The sequence below is a fragment of the Pleomorphomonas oryzae DSM 16300 genome (genome assembly GCF_000422965.1).
Lineage (GTDB): Bacteria > Pseudomonadota > Alphaproteobacteria > Rhizobiales > Pleomorphomonadaceae > Pleomorphomonas > Pleomorphomonas oryzae.
Genome location: NZ_AUHB01000008.1, coordinates 118826 through 140046 on the forward strand (window position 1 = coordinate 118826; position 21221 = coordinate 140046).

Sequence of the window (21221 nt, forward strand, 5' to 3'; positions counted from 1 at the left end):
CAGCCCCGCCGCACAAGGGGTGCTGACACTGATCGGTGGTCAGCATCTGCTCAGCGGCATCTCCGGCCACGACGCTGCCGACACAACGAATGAGAATCCCAATCGGGTCGCCCTGGTGTAACGGATGACGGCATTCCTCCGCTCGCACCTCCTGCCCGGCGACACATCCTGGCCCGATGCCTGCGCCGCGCTGGCGGCAGAGGAGCAGCCCAGCGGCCGTATCGAGTTGAAGTAAGGCAACGCCCCAGCCCCAAGAGGCCATTTGCCAGAGGGATCATGCCTCGTATATCCTGAGGTGCTGGCTTGGAGACCGATATGACCAGCACCCTTCCCGCCTCCCATCGCGCCTTCCTTGAGAAGGCTCTCGACATCCTCCCGCAGGACCCGCGCATTCATTCCCTGCTCGCCGGCGGGTCCATGATCCACGGCGGCATGGACGAGTTCTCCGATCTCGACTTCGTCGTGATCGTAGACGAGGCGTTCTATGAAAAGGTCCTGGCCGACCGAATGGAAATTGCTCGCCGCCTCGGACCGCTGCTGAGTGCCTTCACCGGCGAACACGTCGGAGAACCGCGCCTGCTGATCTGCCTCTACGGGCCGGAGCTTCTCCACATCGACCTGAAATTCGTCACGATGTCCGACCTGGACCGGCGCATCGAGCGCCCGGTCGTCCTCTGGTCGCGCGACAAGACCGCCGTCGAGGAGCGGCTGGATCGGGCGGAGATCCGCTGGCCCAACCTCGACCCGCAGTGGTTCGAAGACCGGGCCTGGATCTGGCTACACTATGGCGCCGCCAGGGCGTTGCGAGGCGAGCTGTTCGAAGCCCTGGGCATGCTGGCCTTCTTCCGGGAACAGGTACTCGGCCCCTTGCTCCACCGCCGGGCGAGCCGCCCGCAGCGCGGCGTCAGACGAATGGAGGCATTCGACCTCGATGGAACGGAACGGCTGGCGGCGACGATCGCCCACCACGATCTCCCAGCGGTCAAGGCCGCCCTGATCGCCTCCATCGACCTCTACCTCGACCTCCGCGCCGACGATCCTCCGCAGACCGAGGTGGAGGATATGCCCGAGAAGCTTTTGGCGTTCATCGACTCACCTTAAGAGCAAAAGCGAATTTCCACCCTGAGGCCGGGCGCATCTATGCGGTTGGCAAACACAAGTTTTGCTCCGATGCGCCGGGCGGCAAGGTCGGCGATGGTTAGGCCGAGACCGCTGCCGGAGCCGCTTCTGTGGCGACCGCGGAAGAAACGACGGGTGACCTCGGGGAGTTCGTCGTCGGGAATGCCGGGGCCGTCATCTTCGATGGCAAGGCCGACTCTCCCCGGCAGGACGGACCAGACGACGCGGCCGGGCGAAGCGATATGTTCGGCGGCGTTTTCCTGCAGGTTGCGGACGACGAGATAGAGGCTGTCGCGGTCGGCGCGGATCTCCAGCCCGTCGAGCGCGTCGTCGATCATCACCGTGATCTCCGGTCGGCGCGGCAGGCCGGCCACCACCTCGCGCACCAGGGCGCCGAGGTTCAAAGCGCCGCCGTCGCCCTCGACCTCCGGCAGCGCTTCCAGCCGGGCCAGCGCCAGCAACTGGCGAACCAGACGGCTGGCGCGGTCGACCGAGGTGATGATCTGCCTGAGCGCGCCATCGCGGGTGGGCGCGTCCTTGGCCGCCAGTGCCACCTGCGCCTGGGTCTTCAGGCCGGCGAGCGGCGTCCTGAGCTCGTGGGCGGCGAAGGCGGTCATTTCCTTCTCGTGCCGGCGCGCCGCCTCCACCTTGACGAACAGGCCGTTCAGCGCCGCGATCAGCGGCCGCACCTCGTCAGGCGCCCCCTCGCTGGCCACCGGGCTGACGTCGTCACCGGCCCGGCCGGCGATCTCGCCGGCGATCCGCCGGAGCGGCGCCAGCCCACGGCCGAGGCTCGCCCAGATCATCAGGCCGAGCAACGGCACCGCCAGCAGCGCCGGCCCGACCAGCCCGACGATCAGGTCGCGCGCCAGCCGGGCGCGCAGTCCGAGCCGATCGCCCACCGCCACGCGCACGCCATGCTCGGGATCGACCACCGTGTAGACGCGCCAAACCTCGCCATTCACCAGGCGGTCGGAAAAGCCCTCCCTCTCCTCGGCGAGATTGTCTTCCGGCGCACCGCCCGACCGGGCGAGCAGCCGGCCGCTCATCGACCAGACCTGGCAGGAAAGCTGCCGGTTATAGGTGAAGTCGGCCGCCGAGGCGGCGGCGACACCACCATTCTCCAGGTTGGAGCTCGCCACCATGGAGTGAACCATACGGGCCGCTTCCTGCAGGCGGGTGTCGAGCACGTGTTCCAGGTCGGCGCGGTTGGCGAAATAGATCCAGCCGACCGCGCACACCCAGATAGCGGCGGTGGCGGAAATCAGCAGCAGGAACAGGCGGCGGCGCAGCGAGGTCATGGCTCGCCCCTGAGCCGGTAGCCGACGCCCCTAACGGTTTCGATGGCGGTCCGACCGACCTTGGCACGCAGGTTATGGATGTGAACTTCGACGGCGTTGCTCTCCACCTCCTCCTGCCAACCGTAGAGCCGATCCTCCAGCTCGGCGCGCGAGCGGATGACGCCGGGCCATTCCATCAGCGCCGAGAGCACCGCGAACTCCCGCCGCGACAGCGACACCGCCTTGCCATCCACCGTCACGATCGACGTGGCGGGATCGAGCACGATGCCGGCCGCCTCGAGCATCGGGCCGGACCGCCCCTCGCGGCGGCGGGCGATGGCGCGCAGCCGGGCGGCCAGTTCGTCGAGATCGAAGGGCTTGCCGAGATAGTCGTCGGCGCCGGCATCGAGGCCGGCAATCCGGTCGGTCGTCTCGTCGAGGGCGGTGAGCAGCAGCACCGGCGTCGCATCGCCCTGCCGCCTGAGATCAGCGAGAATGTCGAGGCCGGCGCCGTCGGGCAGCATGCGATCGAGCACCACCGCGTCGAACCGCGTAGCCGACAGCGCGGCGCGCGCGTCGTCCGCCGTGAACACCACGTCGACAGTGGAGCCGGCCAAGCCGAGCCCGACCTTCAGCCCGTCGGCCAGCACCGGATCGTCCTCAACCACCAAGACGCGCATTCCACCCCTTCCCGGCAAATCTGTCGCCGATCAACCTTGCCTGCCTTAAGGCTGGCTTAAGGTCGGGCGACACTATGGGTCTGTCCAGAGGAATCAGCGAGGCGACCGGCGGCATGTTTTCTTCGATCACGGCGAGATGGGCCTTCATCCTCCTGCTGCCGCTCATGCTTTTTCCGCGGATCGCCGAGGCCCAGACGACGGTTCCCGCCCCCGCCGACAAGGTATTCGTGCTTTCGGCGAGCCGCGACGGCAACGGCGTGCTGCGCCTTTCCTTTGCGGTGGCGCCAGGCGCCTATCTCTACCGCGACAGCCTGAAGGCGACGCTCGCCGGCCGTGACCTCGCCCTCGCCCCACCGCCCGGCGAGACCAAGGACGATCCCAACTTCGGGCAAGTCGAGGTCTATCACCACGCCATCGCGCTGATGGTTCCTGGGCTGCCAGCAAGCGGCGCTCTCGGCGTCACTTATCAGGGCTGCGCGGAAGCGGGCATCTGCTATCCGCCGATCCGGAGCCGGGTCGATCTCGCCTCGCTCGCCGTCACGCCGGAGCCGCGCGCCTCGCTGCTCACCGATGCCACCGCGCCCGCCGCCCCTAAGGCCGGCGCGCCAGGCGCACCACCACCGGCCGCCACCGACACGGCGGGCACCGCTGGGGCCGACGCGGCGCTTTCGGGCAGCCTTCTCGCCGTTATCCCGACGTTCATCGGCTTCGGCCTGCTTCTCGCCTTCACCCCGTGCGTCTTCCCGATGATCCCGATCCTCTCGGGCATTCTGGTGGGGGCGGGACAACGCTCGGCCTGGCGCGGCTTTGCCCTGTCAACTGTCTATATGCTGGCAATGGCCGCCGCCTATGGCCTCGTTGGCCTCGCTGCCGGCTGGAGCGGTGCCAATCTTCAGGTCCTTCTGCAAACGCCGCTGGTGCTCGGCCTCTCGGCCGCCGTCTTCGTGGCCCTGGCGCTCGCCATGTTCGGGCTGTTCGAGCTGACGCTGCCCTCCTTCATCGCCACGCGCATCGCCAGCCTGCCGGTGCGCGGCGGTTCGCTCGGCGGCGCGGCGCTCCTCGGCTTCGGCGCGGCGCTGGTGATCGGCCCCTGCGTCACCCCGCCGCTCGCCGCCGCCATGCTCTATGCCATCGACACGAGCAACGCGGCGCGCGGCGGCTTGGCGCTGTTCTCCCTCGGGCTCGGCATGGGCCTACCCCTCGTCCTGGCCGGCACCTTCGGCGCCCGCCTGTTGCCGAAGGCCGGGCCATGGCTTGCCGACTTCCGACGCCTCTTCGGCCTGATCTTTCTTGGTGTCGCCGCCATGCTGGTCGCCCGGCTCACGCCGCCACCAGCCGGACTGGCGATCTGGGGCGTCTCGGCCATCACCGCCGCCGTCTTTCTCGGCGCCTTCGACCGGCTGGAGCGGGCAAGCCCCTGGAACACCCGCCTCACCAAGGCCGCCGGTCTCACGACGGCGCTCTATGGCGCGCTGCTGATCGTCGGCGCGGCCGGCGGCGGCAACGATCCCTGGCGCCCCCTCGCCTTCCTCGCCGGCAACGCGACCACCGAGACCGCCGCGTTGCGCCTGACCGCACCGGCCGACTTCGACCGCGCCTTCGCCAGGCTTGCGGCCAGCGGCAAGCCTGTGCTGGTGCTCTTCACCGCCGACTGGTGCACCGTCTGCAAGTCCAACGAGAAGGTCCTGGCCGAGCCGGGCCTTGGCGCTCGTCTGGCACGCATCCCCCGCATTGCCGTCGACATCACCGCCCAGAGCGTCGAGGCCGAAGCATTGATGACGCGTTTCCGCGTCGTCGGACCACCGGCCCTGTTCCTGCTCGACGCCGACGGACGGGAAATCCCCGGCTCGCGGCTGATCGGCGCTCTCGAAGCTGCCGATCTGACCGCCCGGCTCATCGCCGCCGGCGCCTGACCGTTTCACGAAAGGATCCCCATGCAACGACGTACCTTCCTCGCCGGCGCCACCGCGACGCTGGCTCTCGCCCTCGGCGGCAGCCCGGCGCTGGCCGCCAAGGTCAGCCTCGACGACGTTCTCCACGACCCCGCCGCCCCCGAGGGCGGCAATCTCAAGGGGGATCTCACCATCGTCGCCTTCTCCGACTACAACTGCCCGTTCTGCAAGAAGGCCGAACCGGATCTCGCCCGCGCCGTCCGCGACGATGGCAACATCCGCCTCGTCTACAAGGACTGGCCAATCCTGACGCAGGCCTCCGTCTATGGCGCCCGCATGGCGCTGGCCGCCCACTATCAGGGCGCCTACGAGCGCGCCCACCATGCGCTGATGTCGATCGACCGCCGGGGCGTGTCGCAGGACGACATGGAAAAGGCTCTCGCTGCGGCGGGCGTCGACATGACGCGTCTCGCGGCCGATCTCGAGGCCAACAAGAAGGACATCACCGCGCTGCTCGCCCGCAACATGGACCAAGCCGATGCGCTCGGCCTTCAGGGCACGCCGACCTACCTGATCGGGCCGCTTCTTGCCTCGACGCTTGATTATGACGGCTTCCGCGCAGCGATCGCCGAGGCACGCCGCAGCTAAGCAGGAGACGCCAAATGAGACTTGTCACGATTTTCGCCCTGCTGCCGTTGCTGCTTGCCGCCTGCGTCGGCTCGCCCGGCGGCCCGACGATGCCGATGCTGCCCTCCTTCCCGACCATGCCCTCCCTGGCTTCGATCTTTCCGGACGCTCCGGCTGTTTCACCGGAAAGCGCGGCCCCCCAGGCCAATCTGCCGCCGCCGCAATATCGCCGCCAGCTAGTCAACGACCCGACGGGCGCCGCGCCCGGCACCGTCGTCGTCGATCCGGCGCACCGCTACCTCTACCTGGTGCAGGAGGGCGGCATGGCGTTGCGCTATGGCGTCGGCGTCGGCAAGGCCGGCATGGAATGGTCCGGCAGCGCCAGGGTCGCCTTCAAGCGGGAATGGCCGCGCTGGACGCCCACCGGTGACATGATCGCCCGGGATCCCAAGCGCTATGCCCCCTGGGCGAAGGGCATGGACGGCGGCGAAGGCAACCCGCTCGGCGCGCGTGCGCTCTACTTGTTCGAGGGCAACAAGGACACGCTCTATCGCATCCACGGCACCAATGAGCCCGCCTCGATCGGCAAGGCCATGTCGTCCGGCTGCATTCGCATGATGAACGAGGACGTCATCGACCTCTACGAGCGCGTGCCCGTCGGCACCCCGGTCATCGTGCTGCCGGTCCAGCAGGCGGCAACGTAAGTCGTCACCGGAAAGCGGCGCGCGTGCCAAATCCGAGAGGCCGGTACGCACGCCCGATTGGCCCGATCTCGGATCACCCTTTCGTGGACGCCATTGCAGTGACCGGTGACGAACATGCCCGCCGCCCCACAGCCTCAGGAGATATGCATCCTTTTCTCGTCCGCTCCGTCTTTACCAACAAGGTGCCGTCAACGTTGTTGGGAGAAGAAGAGTGGAGCAGGATCGGGCGCGGGCCGCCAGACAATCGAATGACGCCGAAGGGACCCGATCAAAAATTGTTGGTGGGTGGTCTGCGACCGCCGTCAGCTATGCTGGGCCGTCCGTCAACATCGAGCGATGGTTGGTAGAGTTGGTACCTTCTGTTCCGTCCGCCCGGATCGAGGCCCTCACTCCCGGGGGGCGGCCATGATCGCCGCGCTAGAGCGCGAATCCTGGTCCGACGTGACCGCCAAGCTGAGGGATTTCGTCGGCCGACGGATCCGCAATCCTTCCGACCGCGACGACGTGGTGCAGGATGTGCTGCTCCGCGTTCTGGCCAATCTGCGCGATCTGCGAACGCCCGAAAACCCTGGTCCCTGGATTTACCGCATCGCCCGCAATGCCATCGTCGATCACTGGCGCCGGACCGCCGGATCGACAACGTCTCCTCTTTCGGACGACTGCGACGCTCCGGAAGCGGAGAACGAGGACGCCGTGCTGCAGGGCGTGGCCGCCCACCTGCATCTCCTCATCCGCCGCCTTCCGGAACCGTACCGCACCGCGCTGGTTCTCACCGAGCTGGAGGGGCTGCCCCATCGGGCCGCCTGCGAGCGTGTGGGTGTGTCGCTGGCGGCGATGAAGACGCGGGTTCGGCGCGGTCGTCTGATGCTCAAAGACTCACTCGAAGCGTGTTGCCGCCTGGACATCACGCCGGGCGGCAAACTCGTCGACTGCGCGCCGAAAGGTAAGGCGCCTCGTCCCTCCCGCGACGCGTGAGACGAGACGCCCCGGATTTTACTCAACAAGCCGAAACGGACCTTCAATACGCATGAATTCGTTCCCCGGCTTGGTAATATTGGCGTAGATGACCTTCTCCCCGAAATCCTCGACATGGACGACGGTGGTCTGGTTCTCCTCCTGCCACGCCACCATGAAAACGTCCTGTCGGATCGAAGTGACTTCGATCTTCACCGTCTCGACGAAGTCCTTATACTTGCCCTTCATTCCATAGATCGTCATCGACGATACAGAATGAAACTTGAATCTCACAAGCAGATCACCACCGTAATCGACTTCATAGAGATGACCGACGGCCGGGAAACTATACGGATCGGAAGTCTCGTTCGTCATGTATTCAATGCTGGGCATGTCACATACTCCTCTTCAGGTCGTCACCGGTCTGTATTCTTCGATGCGGGATAGTCAGGCGAGGGAGTGGCGTCGTTTCCTCCCAATTATCGAAAGTATTGTCCAAAGAGAAAATGCCCCGGATAGAGTCAGGACTCCGGCGATGATGTACATCCACTCGATATGACCTGAGGCAATGAGGGCGCCATTCGCCAGAGACCCGAGACCTCCTCCGACGAACATGCCGAAACTGACCAGAGACATGACCGTACCGCGCATCATCGGCAGTTGGGCCTGCGCATTCATGACCAGCGTCGACTGCAACAGAACAAAGGCCAAGCCAAAGCCGAAATAGCCGATGACAAGGGAAGGCGTCGAAGGCTGCCCCGAGGCGAGCGGTATCAGCAACGTCAATACGGAGAGCGCTCCGACGATGCCGGCAACTGGCACGAGTGCCGTTTTGAGTATGGGCTGCAAGACAGGAAGAAGTTTGCTGCTGGTGATCGACCCAACGCCAAAGGCGGCAACGATCAGACCAACCGTTATTATGGGAAACCCGGTGAGAGTCTGGACGTAATATCCGGAGAAGGAGAAACTGCCGAATACGGAGAAGCCGATAGCCAACACCACCGATATCATGCTGATCAATTGAGGATTTCGGAACGCCGCCGCGTAGAACTTGAAGATGTTGAACGGCCCCCGCGCGATATTTCCGTTCGGGACAAGGCGCAACACCAGTATCGATAAAACGAGCTCCGCCAGCCCATAGAGAATATAGACGCCGCGCCAGGATCCGAATTGCGCCAGAACGCCACCGATAACCGTAGCCAACGCGCCGCCCAGGAAGCCAAGACCGAGAACCTTTGCCATCGCCCCCTGGCGCTCGCGATCTCCGAACTCCGCGCCAATCAACGCCATCGTGACAGGGAATATCCCCGCTCCGAGCAGGCCGCTCATGACTCTGAAGAACATCAGGGATTCGAGGTTGAAGCTGAAGCCGACAAGAATGCTGAAAAGGGAGGTGCCCAGGGCGGCAACCTTTATGACACGACCTTTTCCGAATTTATCCGATAGCGGTCCGAAGATAATCGTGAAGAGCCCAAAGCTCAGCATATACGCAGTAACGGACAGTCCCGCTTCCGATATGGATAGTTTCAGGTCAGCGGCGATACTCGGCAAGAGAGATGCCGCAGCGTAATTCTCACCATTTGCCCAGAATGCCAGGAAACCGAGAACATAAGGAAGCGATGACTTAGAGGGTCTGATGTTGTTATCTGACATTTTCATTCATTACCACTTCGATACCAGTCTTGAAGCGGCGGACAACGCGACGTGCGCGTGGGATACGCCGCGGATCGCATCTCGACGAAAGGGGGGCGTGGAAGTCTCGTGATCAACATCGCCAGCGGAACTATGCCGCCGACTTGCCGCGTCTTGCGGCGAAGCTATAGGCCCGCCTCAACCGTCCAATTGGATATCAAGGGCCTGTGCGAGTTCATCTCGCGAAAGATAACGCCCGACGGCGACGATGCGTCCGTCAACGACGGTAATCGGCAGCCGCTCCATCGTCGTACCCATTTCCTTGAGCACGTCCATGTTGGCGGTAAATGCCTCCGGCGTACGCGCAAGGCTGTAGCGATAGACCTCGATGCCGTACTTGGCGATCAAACGCAAATCTTCCATGACTTGGAAGAGCGCGGGATCAACCGAGCGCGAACAGCAGGTCGGGCGATCGTAAAGTTCCATCTTCATTTGAAGCCTCCTGTAGAGTTCTTGGTCGTTTTGAGATTGATTTGTCGGTCAAAAGAACGCTTCTCGAAAGAGAAAGAGAGAGAATGTTCATCGCCCGAAGGCGTATTGGCGTCATCGTCCAGAGGGACGACTAGATGACGGCGTTGAACACATAGCCGATGATCATGATGCCGACGGACACCACGCCCACGAAGACTGCGATCAGACGCGGTTTGAGAACCTTGCGGAGGATTAGGATTTCCGGAGCGGAGAGGCCGATCACCGCCATCATGAAGGCCAGCACCGTTCCCAGCGCAGCTCCCTTGTCGATCAGCGCCTGCACCACGGGGATAATGCCGGCGGCATTCGTGTACATGGGAACGCCCAACACCACGGCGACCGGTACGGACCACCAAGCGTCCTTGCCCATCACAGAGGCCATGACATCTTCAGGAACGTATCCATGGATGACGGCACCGAGCGCGATGCCAAGCACGACGTAGAGCCAGACGCGACCAAAGATCTGCCGAACGTGAACCCAGCCGAATTCAAATCGCTCGGTCCATGTCGTGGTCGCCACGACATGCTCAAGCTCCTGTGTGGCCTGGATTTTCCGCACCCAATCTTCCAGATGACGTTCCATGCCCAGATGGCCGATAATCAGCCCTGACACGATGGCGACCGCGAGCCCCATCGCAAGGTAGAGAGTCGCGATCTTCCAGCTGAACAGGCCGAAAAGCAGCACGAGCGCGACCTCGTTCACCATGGGCGCCGAAATCAGGAAGGAGAACGTCACCCCCAGCGGGACGCCTGCCGAGAGGAAGCCAATGAACAGCGGCACCGCCGAGCACGAGCAGAACGGTGTGACGACGCCCAGTGATGCCGCGAGAACATTGCCGACACCCACCCGCCGTCCATGAAGCAAGGCTCGCGTACGCCCCGGCGAGAAATAGGTCTGGACGATGCCCATCACGAAGACAATGGCGACCAGCAATAGGAGGATGTTGGGGGTATCCAGGACAAAAAAGTGAACGGCTTCGCCGAGATGCGTGTCACGACTTAACCGCAGAAGCGCGATGACAGCATCGGCGGCATCCGACAGATGGCTGAAGAGGAACACCCAAATAAGCGCCGCGATAGCGAGTCCTATGAGCCAGGCGCTCAGGGAGCGCCGGGGTTGAGTGGCGGCGGAACTGTCGGGCATTGCCCCCTCCGAATAATCGTGTGCTCACGGGTAGAGACGGGGGGCGACGAAATTGGATGCATAAAAAACGAGTCGATCCCGGAGGCGTGCCGGGCGGAAGCCGTCTGGCGCACTCATCTCAGCGAGATCGGGAAAGGGGTCGACGAGCCCGCCTCAATCGGCAAGGCCATGTCGTCCGGCTGCATCCGCATGATGAACGAGGACGTCATCGACCTCTACGAGCGCGTGCCCGTCGGCACTCCGGTCATCGTGCTGCCGATCAATCAGATGGCACTGGCAGGCTAAGCCATCCCGCAAACCCACCGGCACGACGCAGGCCGCAAGGCCTGCGTCGTGCCGGTGGTCGAGGAGCGGTCACGCGGCCCTATTTGACGAGATGAAGGCCTCGAACCATTCTCTGCTATCCTTAAGTAGAAAAATGCAAATTTTTGTCGCCACTGGCCGTTGACTTCACTCTGCGGCGTAACCGAAAATTATAGACCTTCATCAACAATATCCCCGCGAGAAAAAGACACCGGAATAGCTTGGTGTCCCTTGGAATAGGCTGTCGAGACCAAGCGGGGTTATCGAAAAATGCTGTCGATCAGGTTCCAGCTGAGATCACTCTTGGTAATTTTTACAGGTCTTCTGCTCTTCCTCTCGTTGGGAACCTGGTACAGCCTTACCTCGATCCGGACGTTGCAGGACGAAGGCGCCACCATCGCCAGCCACGCCAACGAAGCAGCCGACGCCAGCGCCATGGGCGCACGTCTCTACCGGATCATCGCCGATACCGAGATCAATCGCGACCTCGCCGCGAGCCGCCGCGACTGGGCGGCCGCCATGGAGGCCGAGCGCGGCGCCATCAAGACGCTCAAGACCTGGATCACCGAGCCCGATCAGGCGGCGGCCCTCAAGTCCGGCGAGGCGGCGCTCGACCGGCTCGTCGCCCTCTATGAAGGTGACATGCTGCCGCGCCTCGACAAATCCAGCGAGATGACCCAGGACATCCGCGATCTCGACGGCAAGATCGACGACGTGGTCACCGAGATCGCGACGGATTTCGGCACCCTGAGGACACTGGCGGAAAAGCAGGCGAAGGCGGTCGACGAAGACTTCGACGGCCTGGCCGTCACCATCCAGACGACGGCGATTTCCATCCTGGTCATCGCGCTGATCGCCATCTTCGGCCTCAGCCTCAAGATTGACCGGGGCGTCTCCACCGGCGTGGTCGCCATCTCCAGGTCATTGCAGGCCATTGCGCGCGGCGATCTCACGGCCTCGTCTGAAAAGGCTGGCCGGCGCGACGAATTCGGCCATATGGCCGCCGAGCTCGATCAGGTGCGACGCACCCTTCTGGAGGCCGACGCGCTGCGTAGCGACATGTCCAGCCGGCAGGCGGAGGAGCGGCAGCGCCTTGAGCGGACATCCACCCTCACCCGCGATTTTGCCGCCCGCATGCAGGCCCTGTCGGACGGCTTCGGCAAATCGTCCGGCGAAGTGGCGACCAGCGCCCGCGACCTGTCCAACACCGCCGAGGAAACCGCGCTTCAGGCCCAGCAGGTGGCCGGCGCCGCCGAGGAAGCCTCGACCAACGTGCAGACCGTGGCGGCCGGCGCCGAGGAGCTTTCCGCTTCCATCCAGGAAATCGCCAAGCAGGTGTCGCACTCCTCCACGGTGGCGCGCGATGCCGCCGCCGAGGCCGAGACCTCGGCCAAGAACGTCGAGGCGCTCTCGGTCTCCGCCCAGGAGATCGGCGAGGTGGTGACGCTGATCAACTCCATCGCCGCCCAAACCAACCTGCTGGCGCTGAATGCCACCATCGAGGCAGCGCGGGCGGGCGAGGCGGGCAAGGGCTTCGCCGTGGTCGCCGCCGAGGTCAAGCAGCTCGCCGATCAGACGGCCAAGGCAACAGGCGAGATCGGCCGCAAGATTGCCGAAGTGCAGTCGGCAACCAGCCTCGCCGTGGAATCGATCTCTCGCATCGTCCAGACCATCGACACCATTCAGCACACGTCGGAAGCGATCGCCGGCGCCGTCGAGGAACAAGGCGCGGCCACCGACGAGATCGCCCAGAACACCCAGCGTGCTGCCTCTGGCACCGCCGACGTAACCCAGACGATTTCCAGCGTCGGCGCCTCCGCCGAACTCACCGGCGCTGCCGCCACACAGTTGATGAACCTGTCCGATCAGCTCGACAAACAGTCGCGCGATCTCAGCGCCCAGGTGCAGGATTTCGTGAAGAAGCTGGGCGCGGCGTGAGATTGGCGGGTTCTGCCGCCACCTCCGTTCAGCCCATCAAATCGTCGGGTTCCCTGGGCAGCTGGCAATACCAGACGATGACGGCGACCGTGCCGATCGGGAACGACATCGCCAAGAGCTGCAGCCAGCCGCTGCGGTTGATGTCGTGCAGCCGCCGCGCCGCCAGCGAGATCGACGGGACGATGGTGACCAGCGACCATGCGATGTTGACGAACGGAATGAACGACGTGGCGATGCCGACGACGAACACGAACAGGACGGTCCACCAGAACTCGGACCGGCTGGCTCGGCCCTCGAACTTGGCATAATTCGAGAAATAGGCGCGGATCGCCTGACCGAATTCCATAGGAAGGCCGGCTTCGCCGAACCTGTTGGGCCCGGTGGGCGGACGCTTGATGATGACTGGGATCGGGATAAGAACCCAGATCAGGACCAGCAGCACGGCCAACCATTCCGACCCGTTGGTGCTCAGCATGTTTTTCCCCCGACGACATGAGAACTGTCTTTCAGGCTGCTGACACGGCAAGCGACCCCACGCAGCGCCGACGCACAGCCCGAACGGCCAGCCTCCCTCCCCCGGAAAGCGTGGCGCACCAATCAGTAAGCATCGAATCTGGCTCAACGCAATCGGCGATGGCTGCGCCTTAAGGCGGGGTGAGAGCCGGCCAGATAGAAGGCCCCTGCTGGCAGCCGTTCTGGAACCGCTCGGCAACCTCCAGCCTGGTGCCGGCCGAGGTCTGACCGTCGCCTTCGAGGCTAGCCAGCCAGCCGAGACCGACGGCATAGGTATCGGGGGGCTCGGTTCACCCGAGCGGCGGGTTGCGTCGCTTTACCGGCTGCGATTTGACGATGGCGGTGTTGGTTTCGGCCTTGTCGGCGATGCGGTCCAGGATGTCATCGAGTTGGCCGATGCTGCGCACATAGAGGCGGGCGATGAAGCAGTCGTCGCCCGTCACCTTGTCGCACTCGACCACCTCGGGGATGTCGGCGATCAGCTGTTGCACGATATGCAGCTTGCCCGGCAGCGGCCGGACGCGAACGATGGCTTGCAGCGTATAGCCGAGCGCCTCCGGCGCCAGATCGATGGTAAAGGCGCGGATGATGCCGCGCTCCTCGAGCCGCTTCACCCGCTCCGACGTGCTGGGCGACGACAGGCCGATCGCCTGCGCCAGCTCCTTGACCGAGATCCGCGCGTCGAGCGACAGCGCTTCGACGATGCGGCGATCGACGTCATCCAGCATGGCCATTCTCCGGAAGGCAATTTGACCCCCATACCTGCATTAATTAGGCGTCATGTCAATTTCGCCTTTCTCATATCCTGTAAGCGCGACGGTTCATCTTCTATCGTTGAGGCACTCTTCTACGGAGATCCGAGCGATGACACACCGCGCCCAAGGAACGGCCGAGATGACGGCGGCCATGATCATTTCCGGCACCATCGGCCTGCTGGTCGTCCTCTCCGGACAGCCGGTGTTCAACATCGTGTTCTGGCGCTGCGCCGTCGGAGGACTGACGCTGCTTGCTGCCTGCGCCGCCTTGGGGTTGTTCCGCCCCGCTGTCATCAGCCGCCGGCAGATCGTCCTCGCCGCGCTTGGCGGCGTCGCCATCGTCACCAACTGGCTCCTGCTGTTCGCCGCCTATCCGCGCGCCTCGATCTCCATCGCCACGGCGGTCTACAACACCCAGCCTTTCATGCTGGTCGCCATGGGGGCGATCTTCCTTGGCGAACGGCTGACGCTCGGCCGCCTCGGCTGGCTGGCCCTCGCCTTCTTCGGCATGCTGGCAATCGTCCAGGGCCGGCCCGAGGCCGGCTACATCGGCAACGATTATCTCTTGGGCATCCTGATGGCGCTCGGCGCTGCCTTCTTCTATGCCATCGCAGCCATCATCACCAAGAAGCTCAGGGGCGTGCCGCCGCACCTGATCGCCCTGATCCAGCTGACGGTCGGCATCCTCATGCTGGCGCCGCTTGCCGATTTTGCGGCACTGCCCTCCGATCTCGACGGCTGGACGATCCTTGTCACCCTCGGCGTCGTCCACACCGGCCTCATGTACATCCTGCTCTACGGCGCGATCCAGAAGCTGCCGACATCGCTCACTGGCGCCCTCTCCTTCATCTACCCGGTCGTCGCCATCGCCATGGACATGCTGGCCTTCGGCGTCCGCCTGCAACCGACGCAGATCGCGGGCGCCGCAGTCATCCTGCTGGCGGCGGCGGGATCGACGCTCGGATGGTCGATGTCTCGCCCCGGCTTTGGACGCCGCCCGATGGAGCAACCGGAGCAATAGGGGGCACGGAAATCGTAGCCCCACGTGTCCAGCTTCAGGCGTCCTCGTTCTGCGGGAACATCGCCTTGCGCGATTGCTCGTCGAGGTCGGCCTTGAAGGTGTGGGCCGCCTTCATGTCGAGCGCCCGCTGGACGGCGGGGCGAGCGGCCATGTCGTCCATGAAGCGCTGGACATGGGGGTAAGCGGCCAGACCATCCGCTCCAAAGACATATCCGGCCGATGCCGCCCAGCCCCACAGGGCCATGTCGGCGATCGTGTAGCTGTCGCCGGAGAGATACCGGACCTGCCCCAGGCGCTCGTCCAGCACGGCATAGTGCCGGGCCACCTCTTTCACATAGCGATTGATCGCATAGGGAAGCTGTTCGGGTGCGTAGTGCAGGAAATGAATGGCCTGGCCGGAAAACGGCGACAGCCCCGTCGCCACCAGTTGCAGCCAGGACAGCATGCTGGCGTATGCGACGCCGTCCTCCGGCACGAAGACCCGATGTTTGCCGGCGAGATAGAGGAGGATGGCGTGCGAGTCGAAGACGGTCACGTCGCCGTCGACAATGGCCGGCACCTTGGCGTTGGGATTGATCGCCGTGAAGGCGTCGGCATGCTGCTCGCCCTTGAAGATGTCGATGGGCTTCAGCGTGAACGGCAGTTGAAGCTCTTGCAGCAGCACCGCCACCTTCATCGAGTTGGGCGTCGCGTGAAAATAGAATTCGATCATCGGGTTTGATCCTCGGCTGGCTCTCTGCCGACCGGCTGGGCGGCAATCGAGGCTGACCCGACCTTGCCTTGAAGCGAGCGAGCCCAACAAATTGATGCTGTGCTTTGGTGCCATCGACCCGATCAATGGCTGGCCAAGCCATCAAGCCCGTCGATCGGTCGTATCGAGGATCGGAATTTCAGCGGCGCATCCCCACTGCCCTAGATCATGGCCGTTGATGATCGAAAGGCACACCACATGATCCGTCGCACTCTTCTGGCCTGCGTGGCGATGACCACCACCCTCGCCATCGCCACGCAGGTCCTGGCGCATGACATCGCCTTCACCTCGAACAAGTCCTATCCGGAGAGCGTCACCTACTCGCCGCACCAGGATGTCTTTCTGCTGGGCTCGGTAACCCAGGGTATCGTCGCCAAGCTCGACAAGGCCGGCGCCTACACCCCATTCATCACCGACAACCGTCTGGTCTCGACAGTCGGTCTGCTGGTCGATGACGCCAGCAACACGCTGTGGGTGACCAACTCCGATCCGGGCGCCGGCGCGCGCACCGCCACCGCCACCCAGGGCAAGCTGGCGGCCATCGCCACCTATGACGCCACCACCGGCGCGCCGAAAGCCTACTACGATCTCGGCAGCCTCAGCCCGGGCGCCCATTTTGCCAACGACATCGCGCTCGACGCCGCCGGCAATGCCTATGTCACCGACAGCTTCGCGCCGCTGATCTACAAGATCGACAGCCACGGCAAGGCGTCGATCTTCGCTGAGAGCTCGCTGTTTCTGACCAGCGAGGGCTTCAACCTCAACGGCATCGCCTGGCACAAGGACGGCTATCTCCTGGTCGGCAAATACAACAGCGGCGAGCTGTTCAGGATCAGCACGAAGGACCCGACCGACATCCGGAAGGTCAAGCTGCCCGAGGCACTGACCGGCGCCGACGGCATCCACCTGATCGACGGCAAACACCTGCTGGTGGCGCAGAACCTTGCCGCCAACCGGACCGTCGAACTGACCTCTGGGGATGGCTGGCAGTCGGCGACCATCACCCGTACGGAGGCCAGCAAGCTTTCCATGCCGACGGCCACTGTCACCGTGGGGAAAGACGTCTACGTCCTCAATTCCCGCCTCGACACGCTGTTCGACCCCAAGGCTACCAAGGTCGGCGACTACCTGCTGCAGCAGTTCTAGCCTAAGAGGAGGCCGGCAAATTGTCCGGCCTTTTCCGCCGCTGTTGGCGAAGGGGGATTCCTAAATCAGTCGAGGTCGGCACAGGCGTGGCGACCGGACGCCGGCCCCAGGCAACTCCAACCTCCCCCATGCGCCATCGACCGCTATCGGACGAGCTCGGAAATCCTGTCCGCTGCCGCCGAAAAGCCTTTCAGCGAAACCGGAAGCGACAATTTCTGGTCGTCGACGGTAAAGGCGGACACCTTCATGACCGCGCCTCCGCGCATGGCGGAGAGCATACCGCGATCAATTTCAATCGGCACGACGCAGCCAGCCGGAATACAGGTCGTAAACGACTCCGGGACCGGCTGGCCCTCCTCGTCGATTGAAAGAGAAACGGGCCGATTGATCGCCAGGCCGAAGGGCATGATCAGCGCGCCCTTCAGCCCTTGGGGCGAAACCCGAAGCTCGACGGAAATGACCTGTTGTCCCTGAGGGGTGACCTGGGTCTGGACGACGGCACAGACCGGCTTTGCCGCGTCCTTTTGCGAGGCCATCTGGCAGCGGACGGTCCAGTCCTCGTGCGTTTCGCTCAGCGAAGATGCCCCGCCAGGCAGCGCTCCCTGTTGCGGCCCCTGCGTCTGCTGCGCCTTTATCGGTGTTGCGAAAAGCGCGAGCAGCACCAAGACGCAGGTTCTTTGGATGGTGTTGGTCACAGGTCGATCGCCCTAGAAGGAAACCGCGAGATTTGCCTTCAGACCCAGGTCCTGGGCACCCGATCCGAGCTGCCCCTGCGCGGCTAGGCCAAAGGTGGCGTCAGGAGTGAGCTTGAGGTCGAGTCCGGCTTCGATAAGGGCGCTGCTGCGGTCAATCGAGCTGCCGGCGATAGTGAATGCACTCGAGCCGGCGAAGGCATGGCTCGCGGTGGGCGTCGTATCGCCAAAGGCCTGGAGCCATCCAGCCATGCCGTGCAGATTGACGCGCGTGTCGCCAAGCGTCACCCCCTTTTCCGCGCGGATACCCAGCGTGGCGAAGGTCGTATCAGTCGTCCGGCTGGCGCTGGTGAGCGCCGCCGCCCCGCCGCTCTCGGTAAAGCCTTCGGTTCTGACGTTGACATGGGCGAGGTTGACGAAGGGCTCGAACCGAGCGACGTCCGTGTCGATCGCGTAGCCGAGCTCTGCGAAAGCCTGGAGCGTCTGATCGCTATAGTCGGCGCTGAGCCTGTCGGCAAAACCCGGAAATGCGACGTTACGCCTCGTGTCGATCTCCGACCAGGTCTGGGCGATCCCGGTGCGCAAGGCAACGCCCTTCCACCGCGTGCCTCCATAAAGACCGACAGTGTAATTGTCGCTGGATTCAGACGACCCGCGATCGTCGACCGAGACGCCCGACTGGCCGTAGCCGCCGAGAATGCCCACGCGCCAGTCGCCCAGCATGCCATCGGCGCCAGCGACCATGCCAACGGTGTGACGGCTGAGGCTGGCGGCATTGCCGTCGCTGCTCGCCCGGCCACCGTCGCCGAAGCCCGAACTCCACAAGGCCGGTCCGTCGCCGGAAGCCAAGGGCATCGAAGCCGCCCCCGCCAGATCATGCGTGGCAATCGGGGCGCTCGACGCGTCGACGCTGTCGAACGCCGCCCGCAGGCGCTGGTTGGCAGCGTCACGGATAAAGCGGCTGTCTTCAATTAGCCCCGTTGTGGTCGAGGCATGGATTTCGCCGGACAACTGATCGAAAGCAGAAGGCGCCGTCGCCGCATCCAGTGCCACGACCGCATCGAAGACTCCGTTACCAAAGGTCAGGCCATCGATACCCGTCGCCGTGGCGATCTGGTTGCGTGTTCGGCCAAGCTGACCGAAGGCAATGTCGTTGCGCTGTAGCGTCAGGGTGATGTCGTTCGTGCCATACGCAAGCAACGCGTTGAGAAAGGCGAAATCCGATGTCACGGAGTTGGGATCGAACGTTCCGAACACGCCCTGATCGGCCGTTAGGATGGTGTAGGTCTGGGTCGGCTTGTAGTTTCCGGCCGCGCCGATATGAACCACCGATCCGCCATTGATCGTGACGGTTCCCGTCGCGGCGATCAGATCGCTGCCGGTGCCATTCGGATCGACCTCAACTTCGTAGCGAGAGCCGCTGTTGAACACCATGTTGCCGTTGACGTGCAGCGTGCCAATGGAGTTTCCCGGCCCCACGGACGATCCGGATGCCATGGTTAGCAAGCTGCCCGCGCCCGAACCTATAGTCCCCGTTCCGGAAAGCCTGCCGCCGTTGCCAATCGTCGCGGAGCCACCCAACTGCCCGTTGAGGACCAAGGCCGAGCCGTCAACTGTGGTCGTCCCGGCAAAGCCGGACGAGTTGCCAGTGAGCGTCAAGGTGCCCGAGCCCGATCGCGCGATTGTGCCGGTCCCGGAAATGGCGCCGGAATAGGTGGTGCTGGCACTGCCCGCCAGGGTCAGCGTGTTGGCGTTGATGTTGACCCCGCCCGAGCCGCTCAACGAGCCTATGGCTTCACTCGTCTGCAATTCCGCCGAACCGCCGTTCAGGGCCAGTTCGGCCGTATCCGACATCGCATTGCCGCCGGCTAGGACCACACTTCCGCCGATGGCATCGATTCCGCCGGTATTGGTATTGGTACCGAAAAGGGTGAGCGTGCCGCTGCCACGCTTGAGCAGCTGACCACTCCCCGACATGTTTCCGAAGAACGCCGTCGAGCTGTTGTCATAGCCAGCGCCGAGTATGGTGTTGTTCAGGACAATGGTGCCGCCCCCGGAGATGGACCCCACATTTTCGGAGGTGTTGACCTGAAGCGTGGCGCCGGTGTTGACCGTCACTGCCGAGGCATCGGCAATCGCCAGTCCGCCGCTAATGACCAGGGTGCCTCCGGCGATCGTCGTGGCGCCTTCGTAGTAGTTCTGGCCGGTAATCGTCAGCGTGCCGGTGCCCGTCTTGGTGAAGCTACCGCCCAGGCCATCGATCGTGCCGTTCCAGTTGCTGCTGGTGTTATCCGCGCCGCTGGTCAGCGTCTGCCCGTTGGCAACCGTTATGGTGCCGCTGCCGGAGAGGGCGCCGGTCGTCTCGCTCGACTGCAGATCCAGGCTGCCATCCACCTGAAGAGCCGTACTGTCTTGGAAGACGTTACCGCCGGACGTAGTCAGCGCCGCACCGGAATCGACGACCACCCGGCCGATATCCTGGCCTGTCCCCGACCAGGTGGTAGTCCTCAGGAAGTGCAGAGTATTCGCACCTTCGATCGTTCCCGAGAAGCTTCCGCCGCTCACTATCATGTTGCCGATGGCGCCACCGATCAGCCCCCCGCCATTGAGACCGTTCACGAGGACGAGGCTCTTCACGCCGTAATCAAGAACCGCACCGCTGGCGACCGTGATGGACCGCAGGGACCACAGTCCTGTCACGGCTTGCGCCGTGCTCACCACCGTCGTTCCGCCATTGACGGACAACGTGCCCGCAGGACTTTGCCCAACCGTGCCGAAATTGTTAAGGATGATGGTCCCGCCTTGACCGGCAAGACCCAGATTGACGTTGGTGTCGTAGCCGACCCTTTCGACATTCACCGTGAGAGAGCCAGTTGTCGACAAGGTCGTGGTAGCATAGTTGACGAACTCCACCGGACCGGCGAGCGTTCCACTGGCGAGAACGCGCAAGTGCCCGCCATCGTCAATGCTGATGGTGCCCGAGCCAAGCTGGTTGACGCTGGTGATCTCCTCATAGCCCGTCACCGTGGCCTGAGCGAACGCCCCGGACGCCCAAAGGGTCAACAGCGCAGTACCCGCGGAAAACCGGGCGGCAAGGCCTAGCGAGCGCGACCGGCTAGACCGTCGTTTTTGCAAAAGCAACGCACAGGCAGGCAACATTCAAGCATACCTCAATAAGCAAATGAGATTTCATGAATCTGGGAGGTCTGTGCTGGCCGGGTATCCAGACGTTGCAAAGCAACCAAATAAGTGGTTCAACGGATACGTCCTGATACCATCGACGCTTCTAGGAAGCAACTGCAATGATTGTCTGCGCCCAGGCTCCCGCAGAAATTGCACTTTGACAAGTTTTTGGGGTGACCAAGTCAAGTAAAGCGCGATCCGGTGCGGCGTGTTGTGAAGCCGATCCAGGCGTGGCGACTTGAAGGATGAGGACTGGGCCGTTGTCGGCCGCTCGTTGCTGGCGAAGCGGCGCCGCCGGTCTCGTCCTTCGCAGGACAATCGGCACTTTCCTCAGGGGATTCCACGGTCTGCAGTCG

General features: G+C 63.8%; 20 protein-coding genes. 9 read left to right on the forward strand and 11 right to left on the reverse strand.

Annotated elements, in window-relative coordinates; translation table 11 throughout:
* Nucleotides 1–315: 315 nt before the first annotated feature.
* Nucleotides 316–1101 (forward strand): nucleotidyltransferase family protein, encoded by a 786-nt coding sequence (locus tag G522_RS0114620; protein ID WP_026791688.1) that lies wholly within the window; start codon nt 316–318, stop codon nt 1099–1101.
* On the opposite strand, the gene G522_RS0114625 is transcribed toward G522_RS0114620, so the two are convergent.
* Together G522_RS0114625 and G522_RS0114630 are read right to left on the reverse strand one after the other, a co-directional pair.
* Nucleotides 1098–2420 carry a sensor histidine kinase gene (locus tag G522_RS0114625; RefSeq protein WP_026791689.1) on the reverse strand — a complete coding sequence of 441 codons (1323 nt, stop codon included), beginning with the start codon at nt 2418–2420 and terminating at the stop codon, nt 1098–1100. The two genes, G522_RS0114620 and G522_RS0114625, sit on opposite strands and share 4 nt — an antisense overlap.
* Nucleotides 2417–3079 (reverse strand): response regulator, encoded by a 663-nt coding sequence (locus G522_RS0114630; protein ID WP_026791690.1) that lies wholly within the window; start codon nt 3077–3079, stop codon nt 2417–2419. The genes G522_RS0114625 and G522_RS0114630 overlap by 4 nt, the downstream gene beginning before the upstream one ends.
* A 113-nt stretch (nt 3080–3192) precedes the next feature.
* Between G522_RS0114630 and dsbD the strand changes: the two genes are divergently transcribed.
* From dsbD to G522_RS26970, 4 genes are all read left to right on the forward strand, one after another.
* Entirely contained in the window at nt 3193–4992 is a 1800-nt protein-coding gene (dsbD, locus tag G522_RS0114635; RefSeq protein ID WP_084633204.1) for a protein-disulfide reductase DsbD, read from the forward strand.
* Between the two features lie 21 nt (nt 4993–5013).
* Nucleotides 5014–5619, forward strand: a complete 606-nt coding sequence (locus tag G522_RS0114640) for a DsbA family protein (RefSeq protein ID WP_026791692.1) — start codon at nt 5014–5016, stop codon at nt 5617–5619.
* Nucleotides 5620–5633: 14 nt separating this feature from the next.
* A complete protein-coding gene (locus G522_RS26965; protein WP_051228647.1) occupies nt 5634–6302 on the forward strand; it encodes a L,D-transpeptidase in 669 nt (222 codons plus the stop codon).
* Nucleotides 6303–6707: 405 nt separating this feature from the next.
* The gene (locus tag G522_RS26970; protein ID WP_051228648.1) at nt 6708–7277 is read left to right on the forward strand and encodes a sigma-70 family RNA polymerase sigma factor; all 570 of its coding nucleotides are present in this window, start codon (nt 6708–6710) and stop codon (nt 7275–7277) included.
* Nucleotides 7278–7295: 18 nt separating this feature from the next.
* On the opposite strand, the gene G522_RS0114655 is transcribed toward G522_RS26970, so the two are convergent.
* The 4 genes from G522_RS0114655 to G522_RS0114670 all read right to left on the reverse strand — a co-directional run bounded on the left by G522_RS0114655 (nt 7296) and on the right by G522_RS0114670 (nt 10563).
* Nucleotides 7296–7649, reverse strand: coding sequence for a MoaF-related domain-containing protein (locus G522_RS0114655; protein ID WP_051228649.1), 354 nt, complete (start codon nt 7647–7649; stop codon nt 7296–7298).
* Between the two features lie 54 nt (nt 7650–7703).
* Complete coding sequence (locus G522_RS26975) at nt 7704–8915, reverse strand: MFS transporter (protein WP_084633192.1); 1212 nt, start codon at nt 8913–8915, stop codon at nt 7704–7706.
* A 171-nt stretch (nt 8916–9086) separates the two neighbouring features.
* Nucleotides 9087–9380 carry an arsenic metallochaperone ArsD family protein gene (locus G522_RS26980; protein ID WP_051228651.1) on the reverse strand — a complete coding sequence of 98 codons (294 nt, stop codon included), beginning with the start codon at nt 9378–9380 and terminating at the stop codon, nt 9087–9089.
* Nucleotides 9381–9510: 130 nt separating this feature from the next.
* Nucleotides 9511–10563, reverse strand: a complete 1053-nt coding sequence (locus tag G522_RS0114670; RefSeq protein WP_026791694.1) for a permease — start codon at nt 10561–10563, stop codon at nt 9511–9513.
* On the opposite strand from G522_RS0114670, the gene G522_RS30785 reads away from it, so the two are divergent.
* Nucleotides 10462–10848 carry a L,D-transpeptidase gene (locus G522_RS30785; protein WP_084633205.1) on the forward strand — a complete coding sequence of 129 codons (387 nt, stop codon included), beginning with the start codon at nt 10462–10464 and terminating at the stop codon, nt 10846–10848. The genes G522_RS0114670 and G522_RS30785 overlap by 102 nt on opposite strands.
* Nucleotides 10849–11169: 321 nt before the next feature.
* Nucleotides 11170–12804 (forward strand): methyl-accepting chemotaxis protein, encoded by a 1635-nt coding sequence (locus G522_RS29035; protein ID WP_169453527.1) that lies wholly within the window; start codon nt 11170–11172, stop codon nt 12802–12804.
* A 28-nt stretch (nt 12805–12832) separates the two neighbouring features.
* On the opposite strand, the gene G522_RS0114685 is transcribed toward G522_RS29035, so the two are convergent.
* Nucleotides 12833–13279, reverse strand: a complete 447-nt coding sequence (locus tag G522_RS0114685) for a DUF805 domain-containing protein (protein ID WP_036839416.1) — start codon at nt 13277–13279, stop codon at nt 12833–12835.
* A gap of 328 nt (nt 13280–13607) precedes the next feature.
* Nucleotides 13608–14045, reverse strand: a complete 438-nt coding sequence (locus G522_RS0114690) for an Lrp/AsnC family transcriptional regulator (RefSeq protein ID WP_026791696.1) — start codon at nt 14043–14045, stop codon at nt 13608–13610.
* A gap of 136 nt (nt 14046–14181) precedes the next feature.
* Here G522_RS0114690 and G522_RS0114695 point away from each other — a divergent pair, with 136 nt between their 5' ends.
* Nucleotides 14182–15093, forward strand: a complete 912-nt coding sequence (locus tag G522_RS0114695) for a DMT family transporter (RefSeq protein ID WP_026791697.1) — start codon at nt 14182–14184, stop codon at nt 15091–15093.
* A gap of 34 nt (nt 15094–15127) precedes the next feature.
* Here G522_RS0114695 and G522_RS0114700 read toward each other — a convergent pair whose 3' ends face one another.
* Nucleotides 15128–15805 (reverse strand): glutathione S-transferase family protein, encoded by a 678-nt coding sequence (locus G522_RS0114700; protein ID WP_210162928.1) that lies wholly within the window; start codon nt 15803–15805, stop codon nt 15128–15130.
* A 237-nt stretch (nt 15806–16042) separates the two neighbouring features.
* Between G522_RS0114700 and G522_RS0114705 the strand changes: the two genes are divergently transcribed.
* Nucleotides 16043–16990, forward strand: a complete 948-nt coding sequence (locus tag G522_RS0114705) for a hypothetical protein (protein ID WP_026791699.1) — start codon at nt 16043–16045, stop codon at nt 16988–16990.
* 143 nt (nt 16991–17133) lie between these two features.
* On the opposite strand, the gene G522_RS0114710 is transcribed toward G522_RS0114705, so the two are convergent.
* Both G522_RS0114710 and G522_RS29620 read right to left on the reverse strand, forming a co-directional pair.
* Nucleotides 17134–17685, reverse strand: a complete 552-nt coding sequence (locus G522_RS0114710) for an invasion associated locus B family protein (protein WP_051228653.1) — start codon at nt 17683–17685, stop codon at nt 17134–17136.
* Between the two features lie 12 nt (nt 17686–17697).
* A complete protein-coding gene (locus tag G522_RS29620; protein ID WP_169453529.1) occupies nt 17698–20745 on the reverse strand; it encodes an autotransporter outer membrane beta-barrel domain-containing protein in 3048 nt (1015 codons plus the stop codon).
* Between the last annotated feature and the right edge of the window lie 476 nt (nt 20746–21221).

Coding starts and splice junctions, on each gene's coding strand:
- G522_RS0114620 (WP_026791688.1), top strand. CDS start 316: ATGACCAGCACCCTTCCCGCCTCCCATCGCGCCTTCCTTGAGAAGGCT.
- G522_RS0114625 (WP_026791689.1), bottom strand. CDS start 2,420: ATGACCTCGCTGCGCCGCCGCCTGTTCCTGCTGCTGATTTCCGCCACC.
- G522_RS0114630 (WP_026791690.1), bottom strand. CDS start 3,079: ATGCGCGTCTTGGTGGTTGAGGACGATCCGGTGCTGGCCGACGGGCTG.
- dsbD (WP_084633204.1), top strand. CDS start 3,193: ATGTTTTCTTCGATCACGGCGAGATGGGCCTTCATCCTCCTGCTGCCG.
- G522_RS0114640 (WP_026791692.1), top strand. CDS start 5,014: ATGCAACGACGTACCTTCCTCGCCGGCGCCACCGCGACGCTGGCTCTC.
- G522_RS26965 (WP_051228647.1), top strand. CDS start 5,634: ATGAGACTTGTCACGATTTTCGCCCTGCTGCCGTTGCTGCTTGCCGCC.
- G522_RS26970 (WP_051228648.1), top strand. CDS start 6,708: ATGATCGCCGCGCTAGAGCGCGAATCCTGGTCCGACGTGACCGCCAAG.
- G522_RS0114655 (WP_051228649.1), bottom strand. CDS start 7,649: ATGCCCAGCATTGAATACATGACGAACGAGACTTCCGATCCGTATAGT.
- G522_RS26975 (WP_084633192.1), bottom strand. CDS start 8,915: ATGAAAATGTCAGATAACAACATCAGACCCTCTAAGTCATCGCTTCCT.
- G522_RS26980 (WP_051228651.1), bottom strand. CDS start 9,380: ATGAAGATGGAACTTTACGATCGCCCGACCTGCTGTTCGCGCTCGGTT.
- G522_RS30785 (WP_084633205.1), top strand. CDS start 10,462: ATGGCTGAAGAGGAACACCCAAATAAGCGCCGCGATAGCGAGTCCTAT.
- G522_RS0114670 (WP_026791694.1), bottom strand. CDS start 10,563: ATGCCCGACAGTTCCGCCGCCACTCAACCCCGGCGCTCCCTGAGCGCC.
- G522_RS0114685 (WP_036839416.1), bottom strand. CDS start 13,279: ATGCTGAGCACCAACGGGTCGGAATGGTTGGCCGTGCTGCTGGTCCTG.
- G522_RS0114690 (WP_026791696.1), bottom strand. CDS start 14,045: ATGCTGGATGACGTCGATCGCCGCATCGTCGAAGCGCTGTCGCTCGAC.
- G522_RS0114695 (WP_026791697.1), top strand. CDS start 14,182: ATGACACACCGCGCCCAAGGAACGGCCGAGATGACGGCGGCCATGATC.
- G522_RS0114700 (WP_210162928.1), bottom strand. CDS start 15,805: ATGATCGAATTCTATTTTCACGCGACGCCCAACTCGATGAAGGTGGCG.
- G522_RS0114705 (WP_026791699.1), top strand. CDS start 16,043: ATGATCCGTCGCACTCTTCTGGCCTGCGTGGCGATGACCACCACCCTC.